Source organism: Aeromonas sp. QDB63 (assembly GCF_027707425.1).
Taxonomy (GTDB): Bacteria; Pseudomonadota; Gammaproteobacteria; order Enterobacterales; family Aeromonadaceae; genus Aeromonas; species Aeromonas caviae.
In genome coordinates, this window is record NZ_JAPCIS010000025.1 from 43805 (window position 1) to 64028 (window position 20224).

Below are 20224 nucleotides of genomic sequence, written 5' to 3' on the forward strand. Positions count from 1 at the left end.
CTAGCTATTACCGGGTTTAGCAGCGGAGGATTCCACCGGCTGCCGCACTATGGTCAGATCTGCCGTTTCCCCACGCTCCAGCCGATTTCCCGCCTCGATGACCCGTTCCGGCATCAGCTCGATCAGGCACTTGAGGTGGCCGAACTTGCAGGTGCGCTTGAAGCAGGGGCGGCATTCGATGTCGGTGTGGACGATCTCGACCCTGTCCGCCAGCGGTGGGGTATAGAGGGGCGAGGTGGAGCCGTAGACGCCGATCAGCGGCCGGTTGAGGGCGGCCGCCACGTGCATCAGGCCCGAGTCGTTGGCGATGACCCGACCGGCCAGCGCCATCAGGTCGATCGCCTCGTGCAGGCTGGTCTTGCCCGCCAGCACGTGGCAGTTGGGGCGTGACAGGGGGTTGATCCGATCGCGGATGGTGTTGGCCACGTCCACGTCCTTGCCCGAGCCGAAGATCCATACCTGCCATCCCTCGTCGAGGTGCTTTTGCGCCACCACGGCGTAGTGCCCCTCCGGCCAACGTTTGGCCGGGCCGAACTCGGCCCCAGGACAGAGCACCAGCACGGGGCGGGCACGATTCAGGCCGAGCCGCTCCAGCGCCTTGCCCTGGTTGATGAGATCCACGTGCAGGGAGGGATGGGGAATAGCGGGAATGTCGTCCCGACTCTTCATCTGCCCCTTGGGGTAGGCCAGAGCCACATAGCCTTCCACCATCAGCGGGAAGGCCTGCTTGTTGCTGCGCATGTCGTTGAGCAGACCGAAGCGGTGCTCCCCCTTCCAGCCGGTGCGCACCGGGATCCTGGCAAACCAGGGGATGAGGGCCGACTTCATGGAGTTGGGCTGGATGATGGCCTGATCGTACTGCTCGGCGGCCAACTGCTTGCCAAGGCGGCGGCGTGCCCCCAGCTTGAAGTCACCGTGGCCAAGCGGCATGGGGATGGCCTTGTCCACCTCGGGCATGCGCTCCAGCAGCGCCACGCACCAGGCCGGCGCCATCACATGGAGCTCGCTGCCCGGGTGGTTGCTCTTGAGCGCCTTGTAGAGGCTCTGGGACATCACCATGTCGCCGACCCAGGAGGGGCCGATCACCAATATCTTCATCGCGCGTCTTCTCTCGGGACTGGCCCGGCTGTTGATCGTTACTGGGCGAGATTATGCCCCAAGAAAGGCCGAAGAAATAACAGAAGATACCCGTCTGCTCCCGCAAAACGCCTACCTGGCAGGGTCTGCTCCCCCGCGCATCCCTCCTGAGGCCCTCTTCGACCCGGACACGGCGTGCCCTGGGCCACCGACTGCCGGGTAGCAGAGATCTCCCTTCCCCCGCATTCAAAAGCGGGCCCACCAGGCCCTCGGGTCATGCCCCGCGCGGGGTTTTAGGCTAGAATGGGCGCCAATCCGAGCATGACCCGCCCGCCGGGCACCAACAAGAGTCCCTTGCCTGTGAAAAAACCGACCCTGGCGGCCGTCCTGATCGTCAAGAACGAAGCCGACAACCTCCGTGCCTGCCTCGCCTCCCTCGAAGGCCTGGCGGATGAAATCGTCATTCTCGACTCCGGCAGTCAGGATGACACTCCGGCCATCGCCGCCGAATTTGGCGCCCGCTTCTTCGTCAACACCACCTGGCCCGGTTTCGGCCGTCAGCGCCGCCTCGCCCAGTCCCATGTCCAGTCGGAGTGGGTGCTGTGGCTGGACGCGGACGAGCGGCTCACCCCCGAACTCAGGGAAGCCATCCAGGGGGTCATGGCCAACCCGGCCAGCGACACCATCTACTCCATCCCGCGCCTCTCCTGGGTGTTCGGCCGCTTCATCCGCCACAGCGGCTGGTACCCGGATCGGGTGCTGCGCCTCTACCCCAAGGCGCTGACCGGCTACAACGAGGCGCTGGTACACGAGAAGGTGGAGGTGCGCGCCAACATGAAGATCGTCAACCTGCAGGGCGACCTCCTCCACTACACCTACCGGGATCTGGAACACTACCTGGTCAAATCCGCCGGCTATGCCCGCGCATGGGCCGATCAGCGCACCGCCCGCGGCAAGAAGGGATCCCTCGGCCAGGGGCTGGTCCACGCCGTCGGCTGCTTCCTCAAGATGTACCTGCTCAAGGCCGGTTTCCTCGACGGCAAGCAGGGCCTGCTGCTGGCCATCCTCTCCGCCCACTCCACCTTCGTCAAATACGCCGATCTCTGGGTTCGCCAGCAGCCCCAGCAGCCGAAATAGGGCATCGCCCCACAGATCTCATTCATGACTCACCCCTTGTTCCAGCGGGACAAGGGGTGAACCCCATTGCCATGGAGCGGGCGCAGCCCTCGCGGGGCCGCTCACGGCGCAAACCCGGGCGCCACGGACGAAAACTGGCCGCTATAAGCCGAATGCATGGATATTGGCAACATGACCCGACTCCGGCTTATACCGACAGGTTTCCCCTGCCCGGGGCCCGGGCAGGCCCGTCAAGGGGGCTGTCGGGAGCCACGCCCGGTAGGCCGGTCTGCCAGCAGGGCGCATCCCCATACAAGACAGGGCCCCGTGGGGCCCTGTCTGTATGTTCTGTGTGCGCTCTCAGCGCTCGGCGCGCCAGAAGGGCGGCGCCCAGCGGGCGATCTCTGCCGCCATGGCCTTGGGATCGAGCTGGCTCATGTCCTCCGGGTGGTCGCTGTCTTCCGGCGGGCTGAAGGGCAGATGGCGCCCCTCGCCGTTGAGCGGCCGCCAGCGCAGCGGCGTCGCCGAACGGTGTGCCGGGAAGAAACCGACGGTCGGCACGTCCATGGCCGCGGCGATGTGCAGGGGCCCCGTGCTGCCCGCCACGAACAGGGCGGCGTTGGCCATCACCTGGCAGAACTTCGGCAACCCCTCGTCGGAACGATAGATCCAGCCGTTGCCCCCATGGGCCAGCAATTCGGCCGCCAACTGCTCCGCCTTCCCCTCCTCCCCCGGGCCTGCCGTCAGCACGCACTGCAACTCGGGACAGGCCTGGTTGAGCTTGATGATGAGGCGCGAGTACTGCTCGATGGAGAGGTTGTTGGCCGAGCCGCCGCTGCCCGCATGCACCATCAGCCAGGGGCGGCTGGCGTCGAGCCTGAGACGGGCGGCAACCTGCTCGCGCACCTGCAGCAGGCTCTCGGGGTCGAAGTCGAGGTAGGGGCCCTGTGGCTCTACCACGGTCTGATGCTGATCGGCGAGGAAGCGGCGCACCAGATCCAGGTTGTATTCGTACTCCGGCTTCTGGGAGCGGGAGCGGCGCTGCACCAGGCGCTGGTTGTAGAGCACCTGGGCCAGCTTGGTGGCCGGGGCCAGCCGGTAGGGAATGTGCGCCTTCCACACCAGCTTGGCATTGCGGGTGTTGGAGAAGAGGCAGATGGAAGCATCGAAGGCGGCCGCCTTGATGCGCGCCAGCAGGGCGCGTTGCTGCTCCTTGTCGGCCCGGGCACCCGGATCCAGGATGATCTCGTCGATCCAGGGGCAGAGGCGGGCCAAGGGCGCCGTGTAGGCGGGAACCAGGGCAGTCACATGACACTCCATGGAGCGCTTGAGCATGGCAAAGCTCGGCCACGCCAGCATGAAGTCACCAATCTTGTCATTGCGGACTACCAGAATACGTTTCATAAAAAATCCCTATGCTCCCTGTCACCAGCGAAGGAGGCTTGATGCGCGATGCGGGTATTCTTGCCTGATGCAGGGCGATTCTCAAGCGAAGACGCCACGGGGCTCCGATTTGTGCGACCCCGGCCGCCGATCAACGCCAGAAATCCGCGCCATCCCGGTCGCGACAAACCGGCAACAACCCCTATAATGCGACCAGTTTTCCGGTTTCAGGAATCAGCAGCATGACCAACAAGGTAATCTATCCCGGCACCTTCGACCCCATCACCAACGGCCATACCGATCTCATTGGCCGCGCCGCCAGACTGTTCGACGAGGTGGTGGTCGGGGTGGCCAACAGCCCGAGCAAACGGCCGCTGTTCGATCTCGAGGAGCGCGTTCAGCTGGCCCGGCAGGTGACGGCTCACCTGCCCAACGTCAAGGTGGTGGGCTTCTCCGGCCTGCTGGTGGATTTTGCCAGGGAGCAGCAGGCCAACGTGCTGATCCGCGGCCTGCGCGCCGTCTCCGATTTCGAATACGAGTTCCAGCTCGCCAACATGAACCGTCGCCTGATGCCCACCCTGGAGAGCGTCTTCCTTACCCCGGCGGAGGAGAACTCCTTCATCTCCTCCACCCTGGTGAAGGAGGTGGCGCTGCACGGAGGTGACATCCACCAGTTCGTCGACCCCCTGGTGGCTCAGGCCATTGCCGCCAGACAGCAGCGCTAATCCCCTCCCCTGATGGGCAGAAACGAACAAGGGCTACCCGCGGGTAGCCCTTGTTGCATCAACGCACTGCACGCCTAGCTGCGGGCAAACTGCTGGCGGATCGCCAGCTCCAGCTGATCGAGCCACTCGTAACGGCGCCGGTACATGGCCCGCTTCTTGGCGGCCACCTCCTCCAGCGGCTTGCGCACCACGGGTTGCAGCCGCACGAAGTTGGCGTCCTGATCGAGGGCGCCAAACTCCTGCCACAGCTCGTCGTAGTCCGCCTGCAGGCAGGCTTTCTTCTTCTTGCTGTACCGTCTTGCCTGGAAGATGTGGGCCTTCATGCGCACCGCACAGACCCGGTGGGCCCCCATGGCCCCGGCCAGCGCCATCACCAGCATCACCACCAGCAACTTGGGTCTCAGACCCTGACCCGCCCGGGTCAATGCCCGCACCTGCTCCTGGGGCTGCTCGACACAGGGCTCTGGCCCCTGCACCGACCCGATCACCAGGGCCAGCTCCTGTTCGCTGCCCGCCAGGGAGAAGGCACAGCTGTAGAGTCGCTCCCCCCGCGCGTTGACGATGGAGAGCGCCAGCTCCGCCTCCCTGCGGAAGGTGCCGTCGTGACGCAGCACGATGCGCCAGCCGCCATCGGGATAATGGCCCAGCACTATCCCCTCCCCCAGATAGAGCGGGTCGATGAGCTCGGGGTACAGGCCCAGCAGCAGGCGGTAGTGATCCTCCACCATCTTGACCCGCTGGTTCACCGTCGAGCAGGCGAAGCGATAGGGGCGCATCGGCTTGTCGAGCAGCTCGGGGTGGCGGGCGGGAAGCGCCCGCAGGGGGGCGCTCTGGAACAGCTCGAACACCCGGTTCAACTGCGCACGGTAGAGCAGACTGCGCAGCAAAAACTTGCCGCGATTGAAGGTCTTGCGGGCGCTGTCTTCGGGATAGAGGAAGCGGGCCATATCGTGGGCACAATAGTGCCCCTGCCGGGATAAATGTTCCCAGTCTATTGATTTAGCTGTCATTTTATTACCTCGCAGCCTGAACTGGCGAGATAGTAGTCATGGGCTGACGCCGCTTCAACAGACCGGAAATACTCTCTTACAACTTGGCCGGTTCCGGCTCAAAAATCCCGCTTTCAGCGTTGGCAGTGGGAGCAGAACACCGTGGTTCGCTGGCCCATCTTCACCTCGGTGAGCAGGGTGTGGCAGTGGAAACAGGGCTGGCCGCCACGGCCGTAAACCTGCAGCTGCTGGACGAAATAGCCCGGCTTGCCGTCGGCGCTGGTGAAATCCTTGAGGGTGGTGCCCCCCTGGCGAATGGCCTCGGCCAACACCCGCTTGATCTCGCTCACCAGGGTGCCCAGCCGCTCGGCGCTGATGTTGCCTGCCGCCCGCCTGGGATGAATGCCGGCGGCATAGAGCGCCTCGTTGGCGTAGATGTTGCCCACCCCGACCACCACGTGGTTGTCCATCAGGAACTGCTTGATGGCGGTGCTGCGCCCCTTCGCCCGCTCCCGCAGGTAATCGGCATGGAAGGCGTCGGTGAGGGGTTCCGGCCCCAGCTTGGCGAGCAGGGCATGGGCCTCGGCCGGTTCGCGGGTCCACAGCAGGGCGCCAAAACGGCGCGGATCGTTGAGCCGCAGCAGCTTGCCGTTGGCCAGCTCGATATCCACGTGATCGTGCTTCTCGGCCGGGGTGCCGATGTCCAGCACCCGCAGGCTGCCGGACATCCCGAGATGCAGGATGGCAGTGCCGAAGTCGGTCTCCAGCAACAGGTATTTGGCGCGGCGGCTGACGCGGTGGATGACGAGATCCACCAGCTCCTGGATCTCGCCGGGCACGGGCCAGCGCAGGCGGCCGTCCCGCACCACCACGCGGGTCACCTTGATGCCGGTAAGCCAGGGGGAGATGCCCTGGCGGCTGACTTCGACTTCCGGTAATTCAGGCATGGGCGATCTCTCGTTCAGGGAATGGGACGCATCAGGTCACGGTATTGCGCCTGACTCAGGCTGAGCCAGGTCGAGGAGGGCAGCAGGGCGGCAAACTTGCCGTCGTCCTGATAGAGCCCGACTTCCACCGGATCGCTCTGTCCGGCGATCCAGATCTTGAGGGTCACCGGGGTGCCGCGCACGGGCTCGCCGGGGGGCAGCAGCCAGCCTTGCCACATCTCGATGCGGGCCGCCAGCTGGGCGCTGCCGAGCCCCAGATCCGGCACGCTGCGCCAGCCCTGGCCGATACGCTCTATCTGCCAGCTCGGCCCCTGCCAGGTCAACACCACGGCGCTCTCCGGCAACAGCGGACGCGCGCGTTTGGCACTGTTCTCCTGCTGGGCCTGCTCCAGCCGGTGCAACAGGGTAATGACGATCAACACGACCACGATGATCACGTTGTTCCAGCCTTTGCGGCTCAGTTTGAACATGGCTAGCCTCCCTTCGAATCGGCAGTGTACTGAATTCCAGCCATAAAAAAACCCGGCACGAGGCCGGGTTTTTGCAGCGAAACCAAGTAATTACTTGATTTTGCCTTCTTTGTAGATCACATGCTGACGAATCACGGGATCAAATTTCTTGATCTCCATTTTTTCGGGCATGGTGCGCTTGTTCTTGGTAGTGGTATAGAAGTGACCAGTACCGGCGCTGGAGTTCAGGCGAATCTTATCGCGAATACCTTTAGCCATGATCTAATTCCTTATACCTTAACGCCGCTGGCACGCAGTTCAGCCAGAACCACTTCAACGCCGCGCTTGTCGATGATACGCATGCCTTTTGCGGATACGCGCAGGCTCACGAAGCGTTTTTCACTCTCAACCCAGAAACGGTGAGTGTGCAGGTTCGGCAGGAAACGACGCTTGGTAGCGTTGTTAGCGTGCGAACGGTTGTTACCAACTGCCGGGCGCTTGCCGGTTACTTGGCATACTCTAGACATGTCAGTCTCTCCAAATCTTACTTCATTGCTCGAGCAAATATCTGCCCCGCTGGCCTTCGATTGCGGGGCAAACAGAAGGCGGCATTTTATACAGCATCCGTGATCAAAGATCAACTAATACAGTGCCAGAGCCCAGTCACAACCAACCACGCTCTGCGAAAGAAACCGTGATGCCATCACCGATCACCAGGTGATCAAGCACTCTGATATCGACCAGGGCCAGGGCGGCCAGGATCCGATCCGTGATCTGGCGGTCCGCCCGACTGGGCTCGGCCACGCCGGACGGGTGATTATGCGCCAGAATCACGGCGGCTGCATTATGTTTGAGCGCGATCTGCACGATTTCTCTGGGCCAGACGCTCGCCGAGTCGAGGGTGCCGTAAAAAAGTTCGACAAACCGGATGACCCTGTGCTGGTTGTCGAGCAGCAGCAGGGCGAACACCTCCCGCCCCCGATCCCGCAACTGGGCTTGCAGAAAGTCCCGGGTTAGCCCGGGCGAGGTGAGCGCCTCTCCCCGTTGCAACTGTTCGGCCAGATGGCGCCGCCCCATCTCCAGCACCGCCTGCAACTGGGCATACTTGGCAGGTCCCAGCCCGTGAGCGCCACAAAAATCCTGCTGCTCGGCTCCCAGCAGTGCCCGCAGGGAACCAAACTGCTGCAACAACTGGCGAGAGAGATCCACCGCACTCAACCCGCTGACCCCGGTGCGCAGGAAGATGGCCAGCAGTTCGGCATCGGAGAGCGTCGCCGCCCCTCGGCGCAGCAGCTTTTCCCTCGGGCGCTCCTCTTCCGGCCACTCCTTGATGCTCATTTGTCTCTCCCTGATGGCTATTGAGAGAAAACATAGCAAAGAATCCCGCGAGCCCGACCACAACTCCCCCATGTCAGCCTCTGTCGCCACCCATTGCCTGTGCTATCTTAGCCGACCAGTCAGAGTGAGCCGGAAGAGAAGCAGCAGATGAGATTGGCCGATAAGCGCATCCTGTTGGGTGTCAGTGGCGGGATCGCCGCCTACAAGAGTGCCGAACTGGTACGTCGCCTGAAAGATCAGGGGGCCGAGGTGCGAGTGGTGATGACCCGCTCCGCCAAGGAGTTCATCACCCCGCTGACCCTGCAAGCCGTCTCAGGCCACCCGGTGGCCGACAGTCTGCTGGACCCGGCTGCCGAGGCGGGCATGGGCCACATCGAACTGGCCAAGTGGGCCGATCTGGTGCTGATCGCCCCCGCCAGCGCCAACCTGATGGCCCGCATGGCCGCCGGCATGGCGGACGAGCTGCTCACCACCCTCTGCCTGGCCACCCCAGCGACTGTCGCCCTGGCGCCAGCCATGAACCAGCAGATGTATCGCAACGCCGCTACCCAGGCCAACCTTCAGACCCTAGCCGAGCGCGGCATTCAGCTGTGGGGGCCAGACTCCGGCAGCCAGGCCTGCGGCGACGTGGGCCCGGGCCGGATGCTGGATCCCCTGGAACTGGTGGAACGCTGCTGCCAGCAGCTCGCCGCCGAACCGCTCCTGGCAGGCGTCAGGCTGCTGCTCACCGCCGGGCCGACCCGCGAGGCGCTCGATCCGGTGCGCTATATCAGCAACCACAGCTCCGGCAAGATGGGCTACGCCATCGCCCGCGCCGCGCGCGAAGCGGGCGCGGAGGTGACCCTGGTGAGCGGCCCGGTGGCACTGGCCACCCCGGCCGGCGTTACCCACATCGATGTGGAGAGTGCCCTGCAGATGCACGAAGCAGTGATGAGCCGGGTCGGTGAGTGCGACCTCTTTATCGGCTGCGCTGCCGTCGCCGACTACCGTCCCGCCCAGGTGGCCGAGCAAAAGATCAAGAAGACCGGCGACAACGACCAGATGCAGCTGACCCTGGTCAAAAACCCCGACATCATCGCCGATGTGGGGGCGTTGTCAGACAAACCCTTCACCGTCGGATTTGCCGCCGAAACCGTGGATGTGGAACAATACGCCCTCGACAAACTTCGACGTAAGCGGCTGGACATGATCGCAGCCAACGATGTGTCCCGTGCAGGCCAGGGCTTCAATGCCGATGACAACGCCCTGACCGTCTTCTGGCAAGGGGGTCAAGCCGCCCTGCCCCTGGCCGATAAGCTGACGCTCGCCCGTCATCTTGTCGCCCTGATTGCACGCCATTATCGACCCTGAGCCCATTGAACATGCCGGGAGCCCCAGGCTCCTGCAGTACCACCCGATCGCCAGGCGATCCAATTGAAAAAGATTCATGACGACACAAATTGAACTGAAAATCCTGGATGCCCGCATCGGCACCGACTTCCCGCTGCCCGCCTACGCCACACCGGGCTCCGCTGGCATGGACTTGCGCGCCCTGCTGGATGCCCCGCTGACCCTGGCCCCGGGCGACACCACGCTGGTGCCGACCGGGCTGGCCATTCACATCCAGGATCCGGGTCTGTGCGCCACCATCCTGCCCCGCTCCGGCCTCGGCCATAAGCACGGCATCGTGCTGGGCAACCTGGTCGGCCTCATCGACTCCGACTACCAGGGTCAGTTGATGGTCTCGGTCTGGAACCGTGGCAACGACAGCTTCACCATGCAGCCTGGCGAGCGCATCGCCCAGCTGGTGATCCTGCCAGTGGTACAGGCCAGCTTCCAGTTGGTCGACGAATTCAATCAGAGTGAACGGGGTGAAGGCGGGTTTGGTTCTTCTGGTCGCCAATAACAAGACCACACGGCCCCCTGGGGCACGTGCCAAATAATAGAATCAAGCCATTGTTTTTTTAGGGGAATCCATGGCAAGCAGTAACCAGAAACAGAGTCGGCGCGATCAGATCCTGCAGGCACTCGCCCACATGCTGGAAACCAGCCCGGGCCAGCGCATCACCACGGCACGCCTCGCGGCCGAGGTGGGCGTGTCCGAGGCGGCCCTCTACCGGCATTTTCCCAGCAAGGCGAGGATGTTCGAGGGGCTGATCGACTTTATCGAGGATTCCCTGCTGTCACGGGTCAACCTGATCATGGCCGAAGAGAAGGACACCATGGCCCGCTGCCATCACATACTGCAGCTGCTGCTGGTGTTCGCCGAGCGCAACCCCGGCATCACCCGCATTCTCAATGGCGATGCCCTGCTGGGCGAACACGATCGGCTGCGGGATCGCATCAGCATTCTGTTCGACAAGCTGGAGACCCAGATAAAGCAGGTACTGCGCGAGAAACGGCTGCGGGAAGGCCAGGGCTTCCAGCTCGACGAGACCATGCTGGCCAACCTGCTGCTGGCCTATACCGAGGGCCGCATCAGCCAGTTCGTCCGCTCGGAGTTCAAAATCAAGCCCACCGCCGGGTTTGAAGATCAGTGGCAGTTTATCCGCAGCCAGCTGCTGCAAAGCTGAGCCAGCAGACCGCATCAACCAATGCACGTCTGCTCCGAGCTCATAATCAAACCCACCGCCGGGTTTGAAGATCAGTGGCAGTTCATCCGCAGCCAGCTGCTGCAAAGCTGAGCCAGCAGACCGCATCAACCAATGCACGTCCGCTCCGAGCTCACAATCAAACCCACTGCCGGGTTTGAAGATCAGTGGCAGTTCATCCGCAGCCAGTTGCTGCAAAGCTGAGCCAGCAGACCGCATCAACCAATGCACGTCCCGCTCCGAGTTCACAATCAAGCCCACTGCCGGGTTTGAAGATCAGTGGCAGTTTATCCGCAGCCAGCTGCTGCAAAGCTGAGCCAGCAGACCGCATCAGTCAATGCACGTCCGCTCCGAGCTCACAATCAAACCCACCGCAGGGTTTGAAGATCAGTGGCAGTTTATCCGCTGCCAGCTGCTGCAAAGCTGAGTGCGTACATGCCCAGCGTCCCTGCGCCAGCAGGGTTGTGACAAAACGGGAGGCCTTGGCCTCCCTTGCTTTTTGTGGCACAAAAGAAGAGACAAGCACCAGATGCGACCCAGCTTGTCGCGCTCAAATGTTAGATTCATCTGCCATAAATCTTCACACCAACAGGACATCCTATGGAACCCGAGATCATTACCGAAGCACAGACCTGGCTGACCAACAACCAGGGGCTGATCATCGAGTATGCGGTCAACATCGCCGCCGCCCTGATCACCCTGCTGGTCGGTTACATTGCAGCCAACCTTCTCAGCGGTGGCGTGGTCAAGGTGATGCAGACCCGCAAGCTGGACACCACCGTCACCCACTTCGTCGGCAGCATCCTCAAATACACCATCCTGGTGTTCGTGGTGATCGCCGCCCTGGGCCGGGTCGGGGTGCAGACCGCCTCCTTCGTCGCCATTATCGGTGCCGCCGGTCTGGCCATCGGTCTGGCGCTGCAGGGCTCTCTCTCCAACTTTGCCGCCGGTTTCCTGCTCATCATCTTCCGCCCCATCAAGGCAGGGGAATTTATCGAGGTGGCAGGCACCAATGGCGTTGTGCAATCGGTGCAGCTCTTCACCACCACCCTCACCTCGGGTGACAACAAGATGGTGGTAGTGCCGAACTCCGCCATCCTCAACGGCACCATCGTCAACTACTCGCGCATGGATACCCGCCGCGTCGACATGACCTTCGGCATCGGCTACGGCTCCGACCTGCGCAAGGCCAAACAGATCCTGGAGCGGCTGGTGAGCGAAGAGCCCCGCATCCTGAAGGAGCCGGCAGCCACCATTGCCGTTGCCGCGCTGGCCGACTCCTCAGTCAACATCGTGGTGCGTCCCTGGGTCAAGACCGGTGATTACTGGGGTGTCTGGTTCGACTTCCACGAGAAGGTGAAGCTCACCTTCGACGCCGAGGGCATCGAGATCCCCTTCCCCCAGCGTGTGGTCCACATGCAGAAGACGGCAGATTGATCCTCGGTGCGCGTTCTCCAGTGCCAGCCTTCGGGCTGGCACTGTCGTTTCTGCCTTCTGTGACATGAAAAAAACCGGCCACAGGCCGGTCTTGCGCACCAGGTCGCACCGTGTTCTCACCCCAGCCGACGTGCGACCCGGTTGAGCAGGGGCTGCATCAGCACATAGCCCCCCAGCACTGCACCGATCACCGCCAGCACGCGGATCTCCAGCGTCGGCGCCGCATTGGCCAGCGTCAGGGTCAGCAAACCGATGAGGCCGGTGGCGATCAGGCTCAGGGCAAACAGGGATAACAGGGCTTTCATCTCGATCTCCTCATTCCACACCATTGATTCCATACCTTGGCCATCCCTGGGAGATCTCGTCCATTCGGCTCATATGGTAGCCAGCGTCTGTTGCCCGCCATTTGCGCCTGCTCAAAAAACCGTCCGATGAGCGTCTGTTGAATACCCTTTTATCTGTCACGCCAGCTTTCCAGCGCCACGGCCGTGCTCCCCTTGAAATGAAAGCCTTTTCAACCCGAACAAGCATGCGCGAACGCAAGATCCCGGGGTACTGGGTGACTCATAATCGCACTGTTTTGGTTGTACACTCCCTCGTTGCAGACAATTGGTAATGCTCTGTTACACGGGGCGCACGGAGTGCCCGGTATAATGCTCGCATAATAAGGTTTGGCGGGAGCCTTGCCTGCAAGGTTCAAACACAACTTGGAAGACTGATAATCCTATGAAAAATATCAATCCAACCCGGACCCAGGCCTGGCAGGCACTGGAAGCCCATTTTGCAGCCAACAAGGAGATGCGTCTCAAGGATCTGTTCGCACAGGATCCCAAGCGTTTTGACAAGTTCTCCCTCACCTTCGGTGGCGACATCCTGGTCGACTACTCCAAGAACCTGATCACCGAAGAGACCCTCAAGCTGCTGGTGAACCTGGCTGGCGAGACCGATCTGCGCAGCGCCATCGACGCCATGTTCAACGGCGACAAGATCAACATGACCGAAGGGCGCGCCGTACTGCACACCGCCCTGCGCAACCGCTCCGACCGTCCCATCGAGGTTGACGGCAAGGACGTGATGCCGGAAGTGAACGCCGTACTGGCCAAGATGAAGGGCTTCTGCGAGAAGGTCATCGGTGGCGAGTGGAAGGGCTATACCGGCAAGGCCATCCAGCACGTGGTCAACATCGGCATTGGTGGCTCCGATCTGGGCCCCGTCATGATCACCGAGGCCCTGCGCCCCTACAAGAATCACCTGGAGATGCACTTCGTCTCCAACGTCGACGGCACCCACATCGCCGAGACGCTCAAGAAGATCGATCCGGAAACCACCCTGTTCCTGGTCGCCTCAAAGACCTTCACCACCCAGGAGACCATGACCAACGCCCTGACCGCCCGCGACTGGTTCCTCGGTCACGCCGGTGACAAGGCTCACGTGGCCAAGCACTTCGCCGCCCTGTCGACCAACGGCAAGGCCGTGGCCGAGTTTGGCATCGACACCGACAACATGTTCGAGTTCTGGGACTGGGTCGGCGGCCGCTACTCCTCCTGGTCCGCCATCGGCATGCCCATCGCCCTCTCCCTCGGCTTCGAGCACTTCGAGGCCCTGCTGCAAGGCGCCTTCGAGATGGACATGCACTTCGCCACTGCCGCCTATGAGCAGAACGTGCCCGTACTGCTGGCCCTGATCGGCCTGTGGTACAACAACTTCCATGGTGCCGAGTCCGAAGCTATCCTGCCGTACGATCAGTACATGCATCGCTTCCCTGCCTACTTCCAGCAAGGCAACATGGAGTCCAACGGCAAGTACGTGGATCGCGACGGCAATCCGGTTGACTACCAGACCGGTCCCATCATCTGGGGTGAGCCGGGCACCAACGGCCAGCACGCCTTCTACCAGCTGATCCATCAGGGCACCAAGCTGATCCCCTGCGACTTCCTGGCGCCGGCCATCAGCCATAACCCCATCGGTGACCACCATCCGAAGCTCCTGGCCAACTTCTTCGCCCAGACCGAAGCCCTGGCCTTCGGCAAGAGCAAGGAAGCGGTGGAGGCCGAGTTCCTGGCCGCCGGCAAGACGCTGGAGCAAGTCAAGGATCTGGTGCCGTTCAAGGTGTTCGAAGGCAACCGCCCGACCAACTCCATCCTGTTCAAGCAGCTGACCCCGAAAACCCTCGGCTCCCTGATCGCCATGTACGAGCACAAGATCTTCGTACAGGGCGCAATCTGGAACATCTTCTCCTTCGACCAGTGGGGTGTGGAGCTGGGCAAACAGCTGGCCAACAAGATCCTGCCGGAGCTGGGCACCGATGAGGCCGTCACCAGCCACGACGGCTCCACCAACGGCCTGATCAACACCTGGAAAGCCTGGAAGGCCTGATTGCTCCCGCCCTCCAGAATGCAAAAGCCCCGCTCGATGAGCGGGGCTTTTTTATAGGCTTCAATCTGTCTGTTTGCATCATCCGGACGACAGGCCAGGTGTCTAAGCCAGCCAGTAACGGGGATCGTCATCCCCGCCCCTTCCGATGCCGCTCAGCGAAGGCTTAACCGCCGACGGCAATACGCTTCATGTCCTTCATGTAACCACGCAGGGTCTGGCCGATCTTCTCGATCGGGTGGTTGCGGGTCGCTTCGTTGGCAGCCAGCAAGGCCAGGTTGTCCACCGCCTTGCTCTCGGCACGGGCACTGCCCAGGTCCCCTGCTTGCAGAGTCGGCATGAAGTGCTCGCGCAGCAGCGGCACGGCGGCGTTGGCGAACAGGTAGTTGCCGTACTCCGCGGTATCGGAGATGACCACGTTCATCTCGTACAGACGCTTGCGGGCGACGGTGTTGGCGATCAGCGGCAGCTCGTGCAAAGACTCGTAGTAGGCGGACTCTTCATAGATGCCGGAGGCCACCATGGTTTCGAACGCCAGCTCGACACCCGCCTTGACCATGGCCACCATGACCACACCATTGTCGAAGTACTCCTGCTCGGCGATCTTGCCGGCATAGGCAGGGGCATTCTCGAAGGCGGACTTGCCGGTCTCTTCGCGCCAGCCGAACAGCTTGGCATCGTCTTCGGCCCAGTCAGCCATCATGCCGCGGGAGAACTCGCCGGCGATGATGTCATCCATGTGCTTCTCGAACAGCGGACGCATCAGGGTGCGCAGTTGCTCGGAGAGCTCGAAGGCACGCAGCTTGGCCGGGTTGGAGAGACGGTCCATCATCAAGCTGATGCCGCCCTGCTTCAGGGCCTCGGTGATGGTCTCCCAGCCGAACTGGATCAGCTTGCCGGCATAGGCCGGGTCGGTGCCCTCGGCAACCAGCTTGTCGTAGCAGAGCAGGGAACCGGCCTGCAGCATGCCGCACAGAATGGTCTGCTCGCCCATCAGGTCGGATTTCACTTCCGCGACGAAGGAAGATTCCAGCACGCCGGCACGGTCGCCACCGGTAGCAGAGGCCCACGCCTTGGCGATGGCCATGCCCTCACCCTGGGGATCATTCTCCGGGTGGACTGCGATCAGGGTCGGTACGCCGAAGCCGCGCTTGTACTCTTCACGCACTTCGGTGCCCGGGCATTTGGGTGCAACCATCACGACGGTGATGTCGGAGCGGATCTGCTGACCCTCTTCCACCACGTTGAAACCGTGGGAGTAACCAAGAGCGGCGCCCTGCTTCATCAGCGGCATCACGGTTTTGACGACGTCGGAGTGCTGCTTGTCCGGAGTCAGGTTCAGCACCAGATCGGCGGTCGGGATCAGCTCTTCATAGGTGCCGACCACGAAGCCGTTGTCGGTGGCCTTCTGCCAGGAGGCGCGCTTCTCGGTGATGGCGGCCTTGCGCAGGGCGTAGGAGATGTCCAGCCCGGAGTCGCGCATGTTCAGACCCTGGTTCAGGCCCTGGGCGCCACAGCCCACAATCACCACCTTCTTGCCCTTCAGCACGTTGCAGCCGTCCGCGAACTCTTCGCGCTGCATGAAACGACACTTGCCCAGCTGGGCCAACTGCTGACGCAGGTTCAAGGTGTTGAAATAGTTAGCCATGGTGATTGCTCCGTTCGATTGATTCCATGCCGGATAGCGGCGTTGTCGAAACCACTATAGCGCGGGACACTTATTGCCTGAACTGATATATTCGAAACAGTACGTTGCAGGAATTGAAATGTGATTTCCCGCAATCTCCCACCGCCGAGCCATCGTGCTACAGGGCGCCTGACAACGCCGCAGGAATAAAAAGATGGACCTTCGCAATCTCGAACTGTTTCTCCACCTCGCCGACTCCCTCCACTTCGGCAAAAGCGCCGATGCCATGGCGGTCAGCCCCTCCACCCTGAGCCGCGCCATCCAGCGACTGGAGCAGGAGACCGGCTGCGTGCTCTTCGAGCGGGACAACCGCTCGGTGCGGCTCACCCCTGCTGGTGACAAGCTACGGGAGTTTGGCGGTGCCTTGCTGCAGGAGTGGCGCCAACTCAAACAGGAGCTCAAGCGCAGCGACGAGCCGCTGCAAGGGCGGCTGCGGGTGTTCTGCTCGGTCACCGCCAGCTACTTTCTGCTGCCCGAGGTACTGGAACGCTTTCGTCGCCGTTATCCCCAGCTGGAGATCAAGCTGGAGACCGGCGACCCTGCACTGGCAGTGGACAAGATCCTGGCTGACGAAGCCGATCTCGCCATCGCAGCGAGGCCGGATGCGCTCTCGTCCAAGCTGGAATTCGCCAGCCTGCAACAAGTCCCTCTGGTGTTCATCGCCCCCCGCAATGCCCCCCAGCAGGGTCAGTGGTTCCCCCAGGGCGAACCTGACTGGGAGCGCCTGCCGCTGATCCTCTCCGAACAGGGGCTGGCCCGAAAGCGCTGTGATCAATGGTTTCGCAACAAGGGGATAGCTCCCAACATCTATGCAGAAGTGGCGGGCAACGAGGGCATCGTCGCCATGGTGGCCCTCGGCTTCGGTGTGGGTGTCGTGCCTGCCGCCGTCATCGATCACAGCCCCATGGGGGACAAGGTGCGTGTGGTCGAGCCCAAACCGGCGCTCAAGGCGTTCGACGTCGGTATCGCCGTGCTCAAGAAGCGGCTGGAAGAGCCGCTGATCCGCGCCTTCTGGGACACTGCACGCGGCCAGGGAGGCCTTCGCTGATCCGGCAGGCGTCGGAGCCACAGTGAGTGTCAAATGTATCAGTATTAAAGTGGGGGAGAAGAGGGGACACTGGCCGGCACCATCCAGCCACCATCAAGGAATAGAGCGTGAGCCAGCATCTTGTCGAAATCCGCAGTGCCATCCTGTTCGCAGAATATCTGCAAAGCCTCGGGGTCCAGCGCCATGAACTCGATCGGGAGCAGGAGATCTATCTCCAGGACAGGCACCTCGCCACGGTGCAATGCATTCAGGGGGAGCTGCGCTTTTATCTGCGCGCCAGCGCACTGGCCAGATCGTGATCCGCAATCGGTCACAGAACCCGCACGCAAAGCGTATTAGACTGGCACCATCCGCCCCCCTCGCCCCGGGGGCCACCATGAGGAGTGCCCATGAAACAAAGCGGCCTGGATCGGCTCTTCAAACCTCACTCGATTGCCGTCATCGGCGCCTCCAGTGATCCGCAGAAAGCAGGCCATGTGGTCATCCGGCACCTGCTGGCGGGTCAGTTCCAGGGCCCTATACTACCCGTAGCCCCCCGCAGCCAGGCCATCGCTGGCGTGCTCGCCTATCCGGACATAGAGAGCCTTCCCCTCTCCCCCGATCTCGCCATCGTCTGTACCCGGCGCGAACGGGTACTGCCGCTCATCGAGGAGCTCGGCAAGAAAGGAACCGGAGCCGCCATCATACTGGCCGCCCAGTTCTCCACTGACGAGCACCTGCGGCTCAAGCATCTGTGCCAGCAATACGGCATTCGGCTGCTCGGCCCCAACAGCATGGGCATGCTGCTCCCCGGGCAGGGTATCAACGCCAGCTTTTCCCCCATTGCAGCGACTCCGGGACAGGTGGCGTTTCTCTCCCAGTCGGCAGCGGTCAGCACCACCATCCTGGATTGGGCCAAGCAGCGCGAAATCGGCTTCTCGGCCTTCATCTCCCTGGGCGATCATTGCGACATCGACTTTGGCCAACTGCTGGATCAGCTCTCCCGGGACGGGACGACCCGCGCCATCCTGATCTACATGGACAAGCTGCACGATGCCAGGCACTTTCTCTCCGCCGCCCGTGCCGCCTCGCGCAACAAACCCATCCTGATCCTCAAGAGCGGTCGGCATGACCCGGCCAACGGTCTCGACAATGTCTATGATGCCGCCATCCGCCGAGCTGGCATGCTGCGCGTCCGGGATACCCACGAACTGTTTGCCACTGTCGAGACCCTGAGCCACTCCCTGACCCTCAAGGGGGAGCGGCTCGCCATCCTCTCCAACGGGCGCGGCCTCGCCAACATGGCCGCAGACGTACTGCTGTCTCGGGGAGGCAAGCTGGCGATGCCACCCCTCGACATCGGCAGCGATGCAGATATCGAGGCCTACAAGAGTGCACTCGAGACGCTGCTCCAAGGGGACGGTGCCGATGCCATCCTGCTGATCCATGCACCGTCCCTCACCGCCCGAGGCGTCACCCTCGCCAGCAGCCTGATCGACTTCATCAAGCAGCATCCCAGGGCCAGACGATTCAACATCCTGACCAACTGGGCAGGCGAATACTCCGCCCAGGAGGGGAGACGCCTGTTCAACGAGGCGGGCATCCCGACCTATCGCACCCCGGAAAGCGCCGTCACGGCCTTCATGCACATGGTGGAATATCGCCGCAACCAGAAGCAGTTGATGGAAACCCCGGCCTCCCTGCAGGGCGGCAGGCTCGATGTCGAGCGCTGCCAGCAGCTCCTTGGGCAAGCGCTGGACCGCCAGCAGCGGGTGCTGGACACCCATCTGGCCCACCCCATATTGCAGGCAGCCGGGCTATCCACCCTCGCGACCTGGATCGTTTCCGATGCCATCGAGGCCGCACTGACTGCAGAACAGATTGGCTACCCCGTAGCGGTGAAGCTGCGATCTCCCGACATCGCCCACAAATCCGATGTACACGGTGTCATGCTGAACCTGCGCACCTCGGCGGAAGTCGCCCAGGCGGCGGATGCTATTCTGGACAGGGTACGTCAGCACGACCCTGGCGCCCGCATAGAAGGGCTTCTGGTACAACGCATGGCACGCCGCAGCGGGGGTCTGGAGCTGCGGATCCGTTTGCAGCAGGATCCGGTTTTCGGTCCCGTCATCCTGCTCGGGGAGTCGGGTGCCGAGCCCCGCGAGATGGTCGCGGCCCTTCCTCCCCTCAACCAGGCACTGGCTCGCTACCAGATCATTGGTGCCCTCAAGGATGGCAAGATCCGCGAGCAGGCCAGTCCGGTACGGCTCGATATCGACGCCCTCGGCCAGGTGCTGTGCCAGCTCTCCGAGCTGCTGCTGGCCTTCCCCGAGATACAAGAACTGGATCTGCACCCGCTGCAGGCCTGTGGTGAAGAGATGGTGATCCTGGATGCCCGGCTCGTCCTGGCAGAGCGAGGACAACAAGTGCTGCCACTGGCCATTCGCCCCTATCCCACCGAGCTGGAAGAGGGTGCCTGGCTGAAAGATCAGAGTCATGTACTGCTGCGCCCCATCCGCCCCGAAGACGAGCCGGCCCACAAGCAGTTCGTGCGGCAGGTGTCTGATGAAGACAGGTACAAACGCTTCTTCGCCGACGTGGGGGAGCTGGGGCATGAGGAGCTGGCCCGCATGACCCAGATCGATTATGACCGGGAAATGGCCTTCGTCGCCGTGGGTCAGGACGGCCCTTTCAGCCAGCAGATCCTGGGAGTAGTGCGAGCCATTGCCAGCCCGGATCAATCGGATGCGGAGTTTGCCATCCTGGTCCGCTCAGACTTGAAAGGGCTCGGACTCGGCAAGTTGATGATGGAAAAGATCGTGCGCTATGCCAGAGAGCGTGGCATAGGCCAGCTCTCTGGCATGACCATGCCCAGCAATCGCGGCATGATCAATCTGGCCAAACGGCTCGGTTTCAAGATCGATATTCAGCTGGAAGATGGGATAGTCAACATGGAGCTGCCCTGTGCTGATCAGGTTGTATAACGATACAATTGTGGTGGTAAATCAACCAAATATGGATGGATAACGTGAATTTCAGGCAATAAAAAACCCCGCTCGAGTGAGCGGGGTTTCTTGTATTGGGTGCCTGGCAGTGTCCTACTCTC

Annotated in this window: 20 protein-coding genes and 2 pseudogenes; 12 read left to right on the forward strand and 10 right to left on the reverse strand. The window is 62.3% G+C overall.

What is annotated here, in order from left to right; translation table 11 throughout:
• Entirely contained in the window at positions 1–1098 is a 1098-nt protein-coding gene (gene waaF / locus PG879_RS14940; protein ID WP_223932182.1) for a lipopolysaccharide heptosyltransferase II, read from the reverse strand.
• 339 nt (positions 1099–1437) lie between these two features.
• On the opposite strand from waaF, the gene PG879_RS14945 reads away from it, so the two are divergent.
• The gene (locus PG879_RS14945; protein WP_010676108.1) at positions 1438–2214 is read left to right on the forward strand and encodes a glycosyltransferase family 2 protein; all 777 of its coding nucleotides are present in this window, start codon (positions 1438–1440) and stop codon (positions 2212–2214) included.
• Positions 2215–2553: 339 nt separating this feature from the next.
• On the opposite strand, the gene PG879_RS14950 is transcribed toward PG879_RS14945, so the two are convergent.
• On the reverse strand, positions 2554–3597 hold the full coding sequence (locus PG879_RS14950) for a glycosyltransferase family 9 protein (protein ID WP_041214218.1): 1044 nt from the start codon (positions 3595–3597) through the stop codon (positions 2554–2556).
• A gap of 221 nt (positions 3598–3818) precedes the next feature.
• On the opposite strand from PG879_RS14950, the gene coaD reads away from it, so the two are divergent.
• Positions 3819–4301, forward strand: a complete 483-nt coding sequence (coaD, locus tag PG879_RS14955; protein ID WP_010676110.1) for a pantetheine-phosphate adenylyltransferase — start codon at positions 3819–3821, stop codon at positions 4299–4301.
• 74 nt (positions 4302–4375) lie between these two features.
• Here coaD and PG879_RS14960 read toward each other — a convergent pair whose 3' ends face one another.
• The 6 genes from PG879_RS14960 to radC all read right to left on the reverse strand — a co-directional run bounded on the left by PG879_RS14960 (position 4376) and on the right by radC (position 8024).
• Entirely contained in the window at positions 4376–5248 is an 873-nt protein-coding gene (locus PG879_RS14960) for a VirK/YbjX family protein (RefSeq protein WP_270830372.1), read from the reverse strand.
• A gap of 176 nt (positions 5249–5424) precedes the next feature.
• Complete coding sequence (gene mutM, locus PG879_RS14965; protein ID WP_010676112.1) at positions 5425–6237, reverse strand: bifunctional DNA-formamidopyrimidine glycosylase/DNA-(apurinic or apyrimidinic site) lyase; 813 nt, start codon at positions 6235–6237, stop codon at positions 5425–5427.
• 14 nt (positions 6238–6251) lie between these two features.
• Positions 6252–6707, reverse strand: coding sequence for a hypothetical protein (locus PG879_RS14970; RefSeq protein ID WP_102983710.1), 456 nt, complete (start codon positions 6705–6707; stop codon positions 6252–6254).
• Positions 6708–6797: 90 nt separating this feature from the next.
• Positions 6798–6965 carry a 50S ribosomal protein L33 gene (rpmG, locus tag PG879_RS14975; RefSeq protein WP_005323752.1) on the reverse strand — a complete coding sequence of 56 codons (168 nt, stop codon included), beginning with the start codon at positions 6963–6965 and terminating at the stop codon, positions 6798–6800.
• 11 nt (positions 6966–6976) lie between these two features.
• Positions 6977–7213, reverse strand: a complete 237-nt coding sequence (rpmB, locus tag PG879_RS14980; protein WP_005307492.1) for a 50S ribosomal protein L28 — start codon at positions 7211–7213, stop codon at positions 6977–6979.
• Between the two features lie 136 nt (positions 7214–7349).
• The gene (gene radC, locus PG879_RS14985; protein WP_039040991.1) at positions 7350–8024 is read right to left on the reverse strand and encodes a RadC family protein; all 675 of its coding nucleotides are present in this window, start codon (positions 8022–8024) and stop codon (positions 7350–7352) included.
• Between the two features lie 147 nt (positions 8025–8171).
• Between radC and coaBC the strand changes: the two genes are divergently transcribed.
• The 6 genes and pseudogenes from coaBC (at position 8172) to PG879_RS15020 (ending at position 12031) form a co-directional block, all read left to right on the forward strand.
• Positions 8172–9374 carry a bifunctional phosphopantothenoylcysteine decarboxylase/phosphopantothenate--cysteine ligase CoaBC gene (coaBC, locus tag PG879_RS14990; RefSeq protein WP_039040992.1) on the forward strand — a complete coding sequence of 401 codons (1203 nt, stop codon included), beginning with the start codon at positions 8172–8174 and terminating at the stop codon, positions 9372–9374.
• 76 nt (positions 9375–9450) lie between these two features.
• Entirely contained in the window at positions 9451–9909 is a 459-nt protein-coding gene (gene dut / locus PG879_RS14995) for a dUTP diphosphatase (protein WP_010676116.1), read from the forward strand.
• A gap of 70 nt (positions 9910–9979) precedes the next feature.
• Positions 9980–10576: a nucleoid occlusion factor SlmA gene (gene slmA / locus PG879_RS15000; RefSeq protein ID WP_010676117.1), complete on the forward strand. Its 597-nt coding sequence runs from the start codon at positions 9980–9982 to the stop codon at positions 10574–10576.
• Between the two features lie 27 nt (positions 10577–10603).
• Positions 10604–10687, forward strand: a pseudogene (locus PG879_RS20600) (nucleoid occlusion factor SlmA); the annotation flags it as partial.
• A gap of 27 nt (positions 10688–10714) precedes the next feature.
• Positions 10715–10798: pseudogene (locus tag PG879_RS15005) on the forward strand (nucleoid occlusion factor SlmA); the annotation flags it as partial.
• A 396-nt stretch (positions 10799–11194) separates the two neighbouring features.
• Positions 11195–12031 (forward strand): mechanosensitive ion channel domain-containing protein, encoded by an 837-nt coding sequence (locus PG879_RS15020; RefSeq protein ID WP_039040993.1) that lies wholly within the window; start codon positions 11195–11197, stop codon positions 12029–12031.
• Between the two features lie 116 nt (positions 12032–12147).
• Here the strand turns inward: PG879_RS15020 and PG879_RS15025 are convergent, their stop codons facing one another.
• Positions 12148–12336 (reverse strand): hypothetical protein, encoded by a 189-nt coding sequence (locus PG879_RS15025; RefSeq protein WP_029314882.1) that lies wholly within the window; start codon positions 12334–12336, stop codon positions 12148–12150.
• A 421-nt stretch (positions 12337–12757) separates the two neighbouring features.
• On the opposite strand from PG879_RS15025, the gene pgi reads away from it, so the two are divergent.
• Complete coding sequence (gene pgi, locus PG879_RS15030) at positions 12758–14407, forward strand: glucose-6-phosphate isomerase (RefSeq protein WP_039040994.1); 1650 nt, start codon at positions 12758–12760, stop codon at positions 14405–14407.
• 163 nt (positions 14408–14570) lie between these two features.
• Here the strand turns inward: pgi and ilvC are convergent, their stop codons facing one another.
• Positions 14571–16052: a ketol-acid reductoisomerase gene (gene ilvC, locus PG879_RS15035; RefSeq protein ID WP_039041087.1), complete on the reverse strand. Its 1482-nt coding sequence runs from the start codon at positions 16050–16052 to the stop codon at positions 14571–14573.
• 193 nt (positions 16053–16245) lie between these two features.
• Between ilvC and ilvY the strand changes: the two genes are divergently transcribed.
• The 3 genes from ilvY (at position 16246) to PG879_RS15050 (ending at position 20102) form a co-directional block, all read left to right on the forward strand.
• Complete coding sequence (gene ilvY, locus PG879_RS15040) at positions 16246–17139, forward strand: HTH-type transcriptional activator IlvY (RefSeq protein ID WP_010676123.1); 894 nt, start codon at positions 16246–16248, stop codon at positions 17137–17139.
• Between the two features lie 107 nt (positions 17140–17246).
• Positions 17247–17438: a hypothetical protein gene (locus tag PG879_RS15045; RefSeq protein WP_010676124.1), complete on the forward strand. Its 192-nt coding sequence runs from the start codon at positions 17247–17249 to the stop codon at positions 17436–17438.
• A gap of 90 nt (positions 17439–17528) precedes the next feature.
• A complete protein-coding gene (locus tag PG879_RS15050) occupies positions 17529–20102 on the forward strand; it encodes a bifunctional acetate--CoA ligase family protein/GNAT family N-acetyltransferase (RefSeq protein WP_270830371.1) in 2574 nt (857 codons plus the stop codon).
• The last annotated feature ends 122 nt before the right edge of the window (positions 20103–20224 follow it).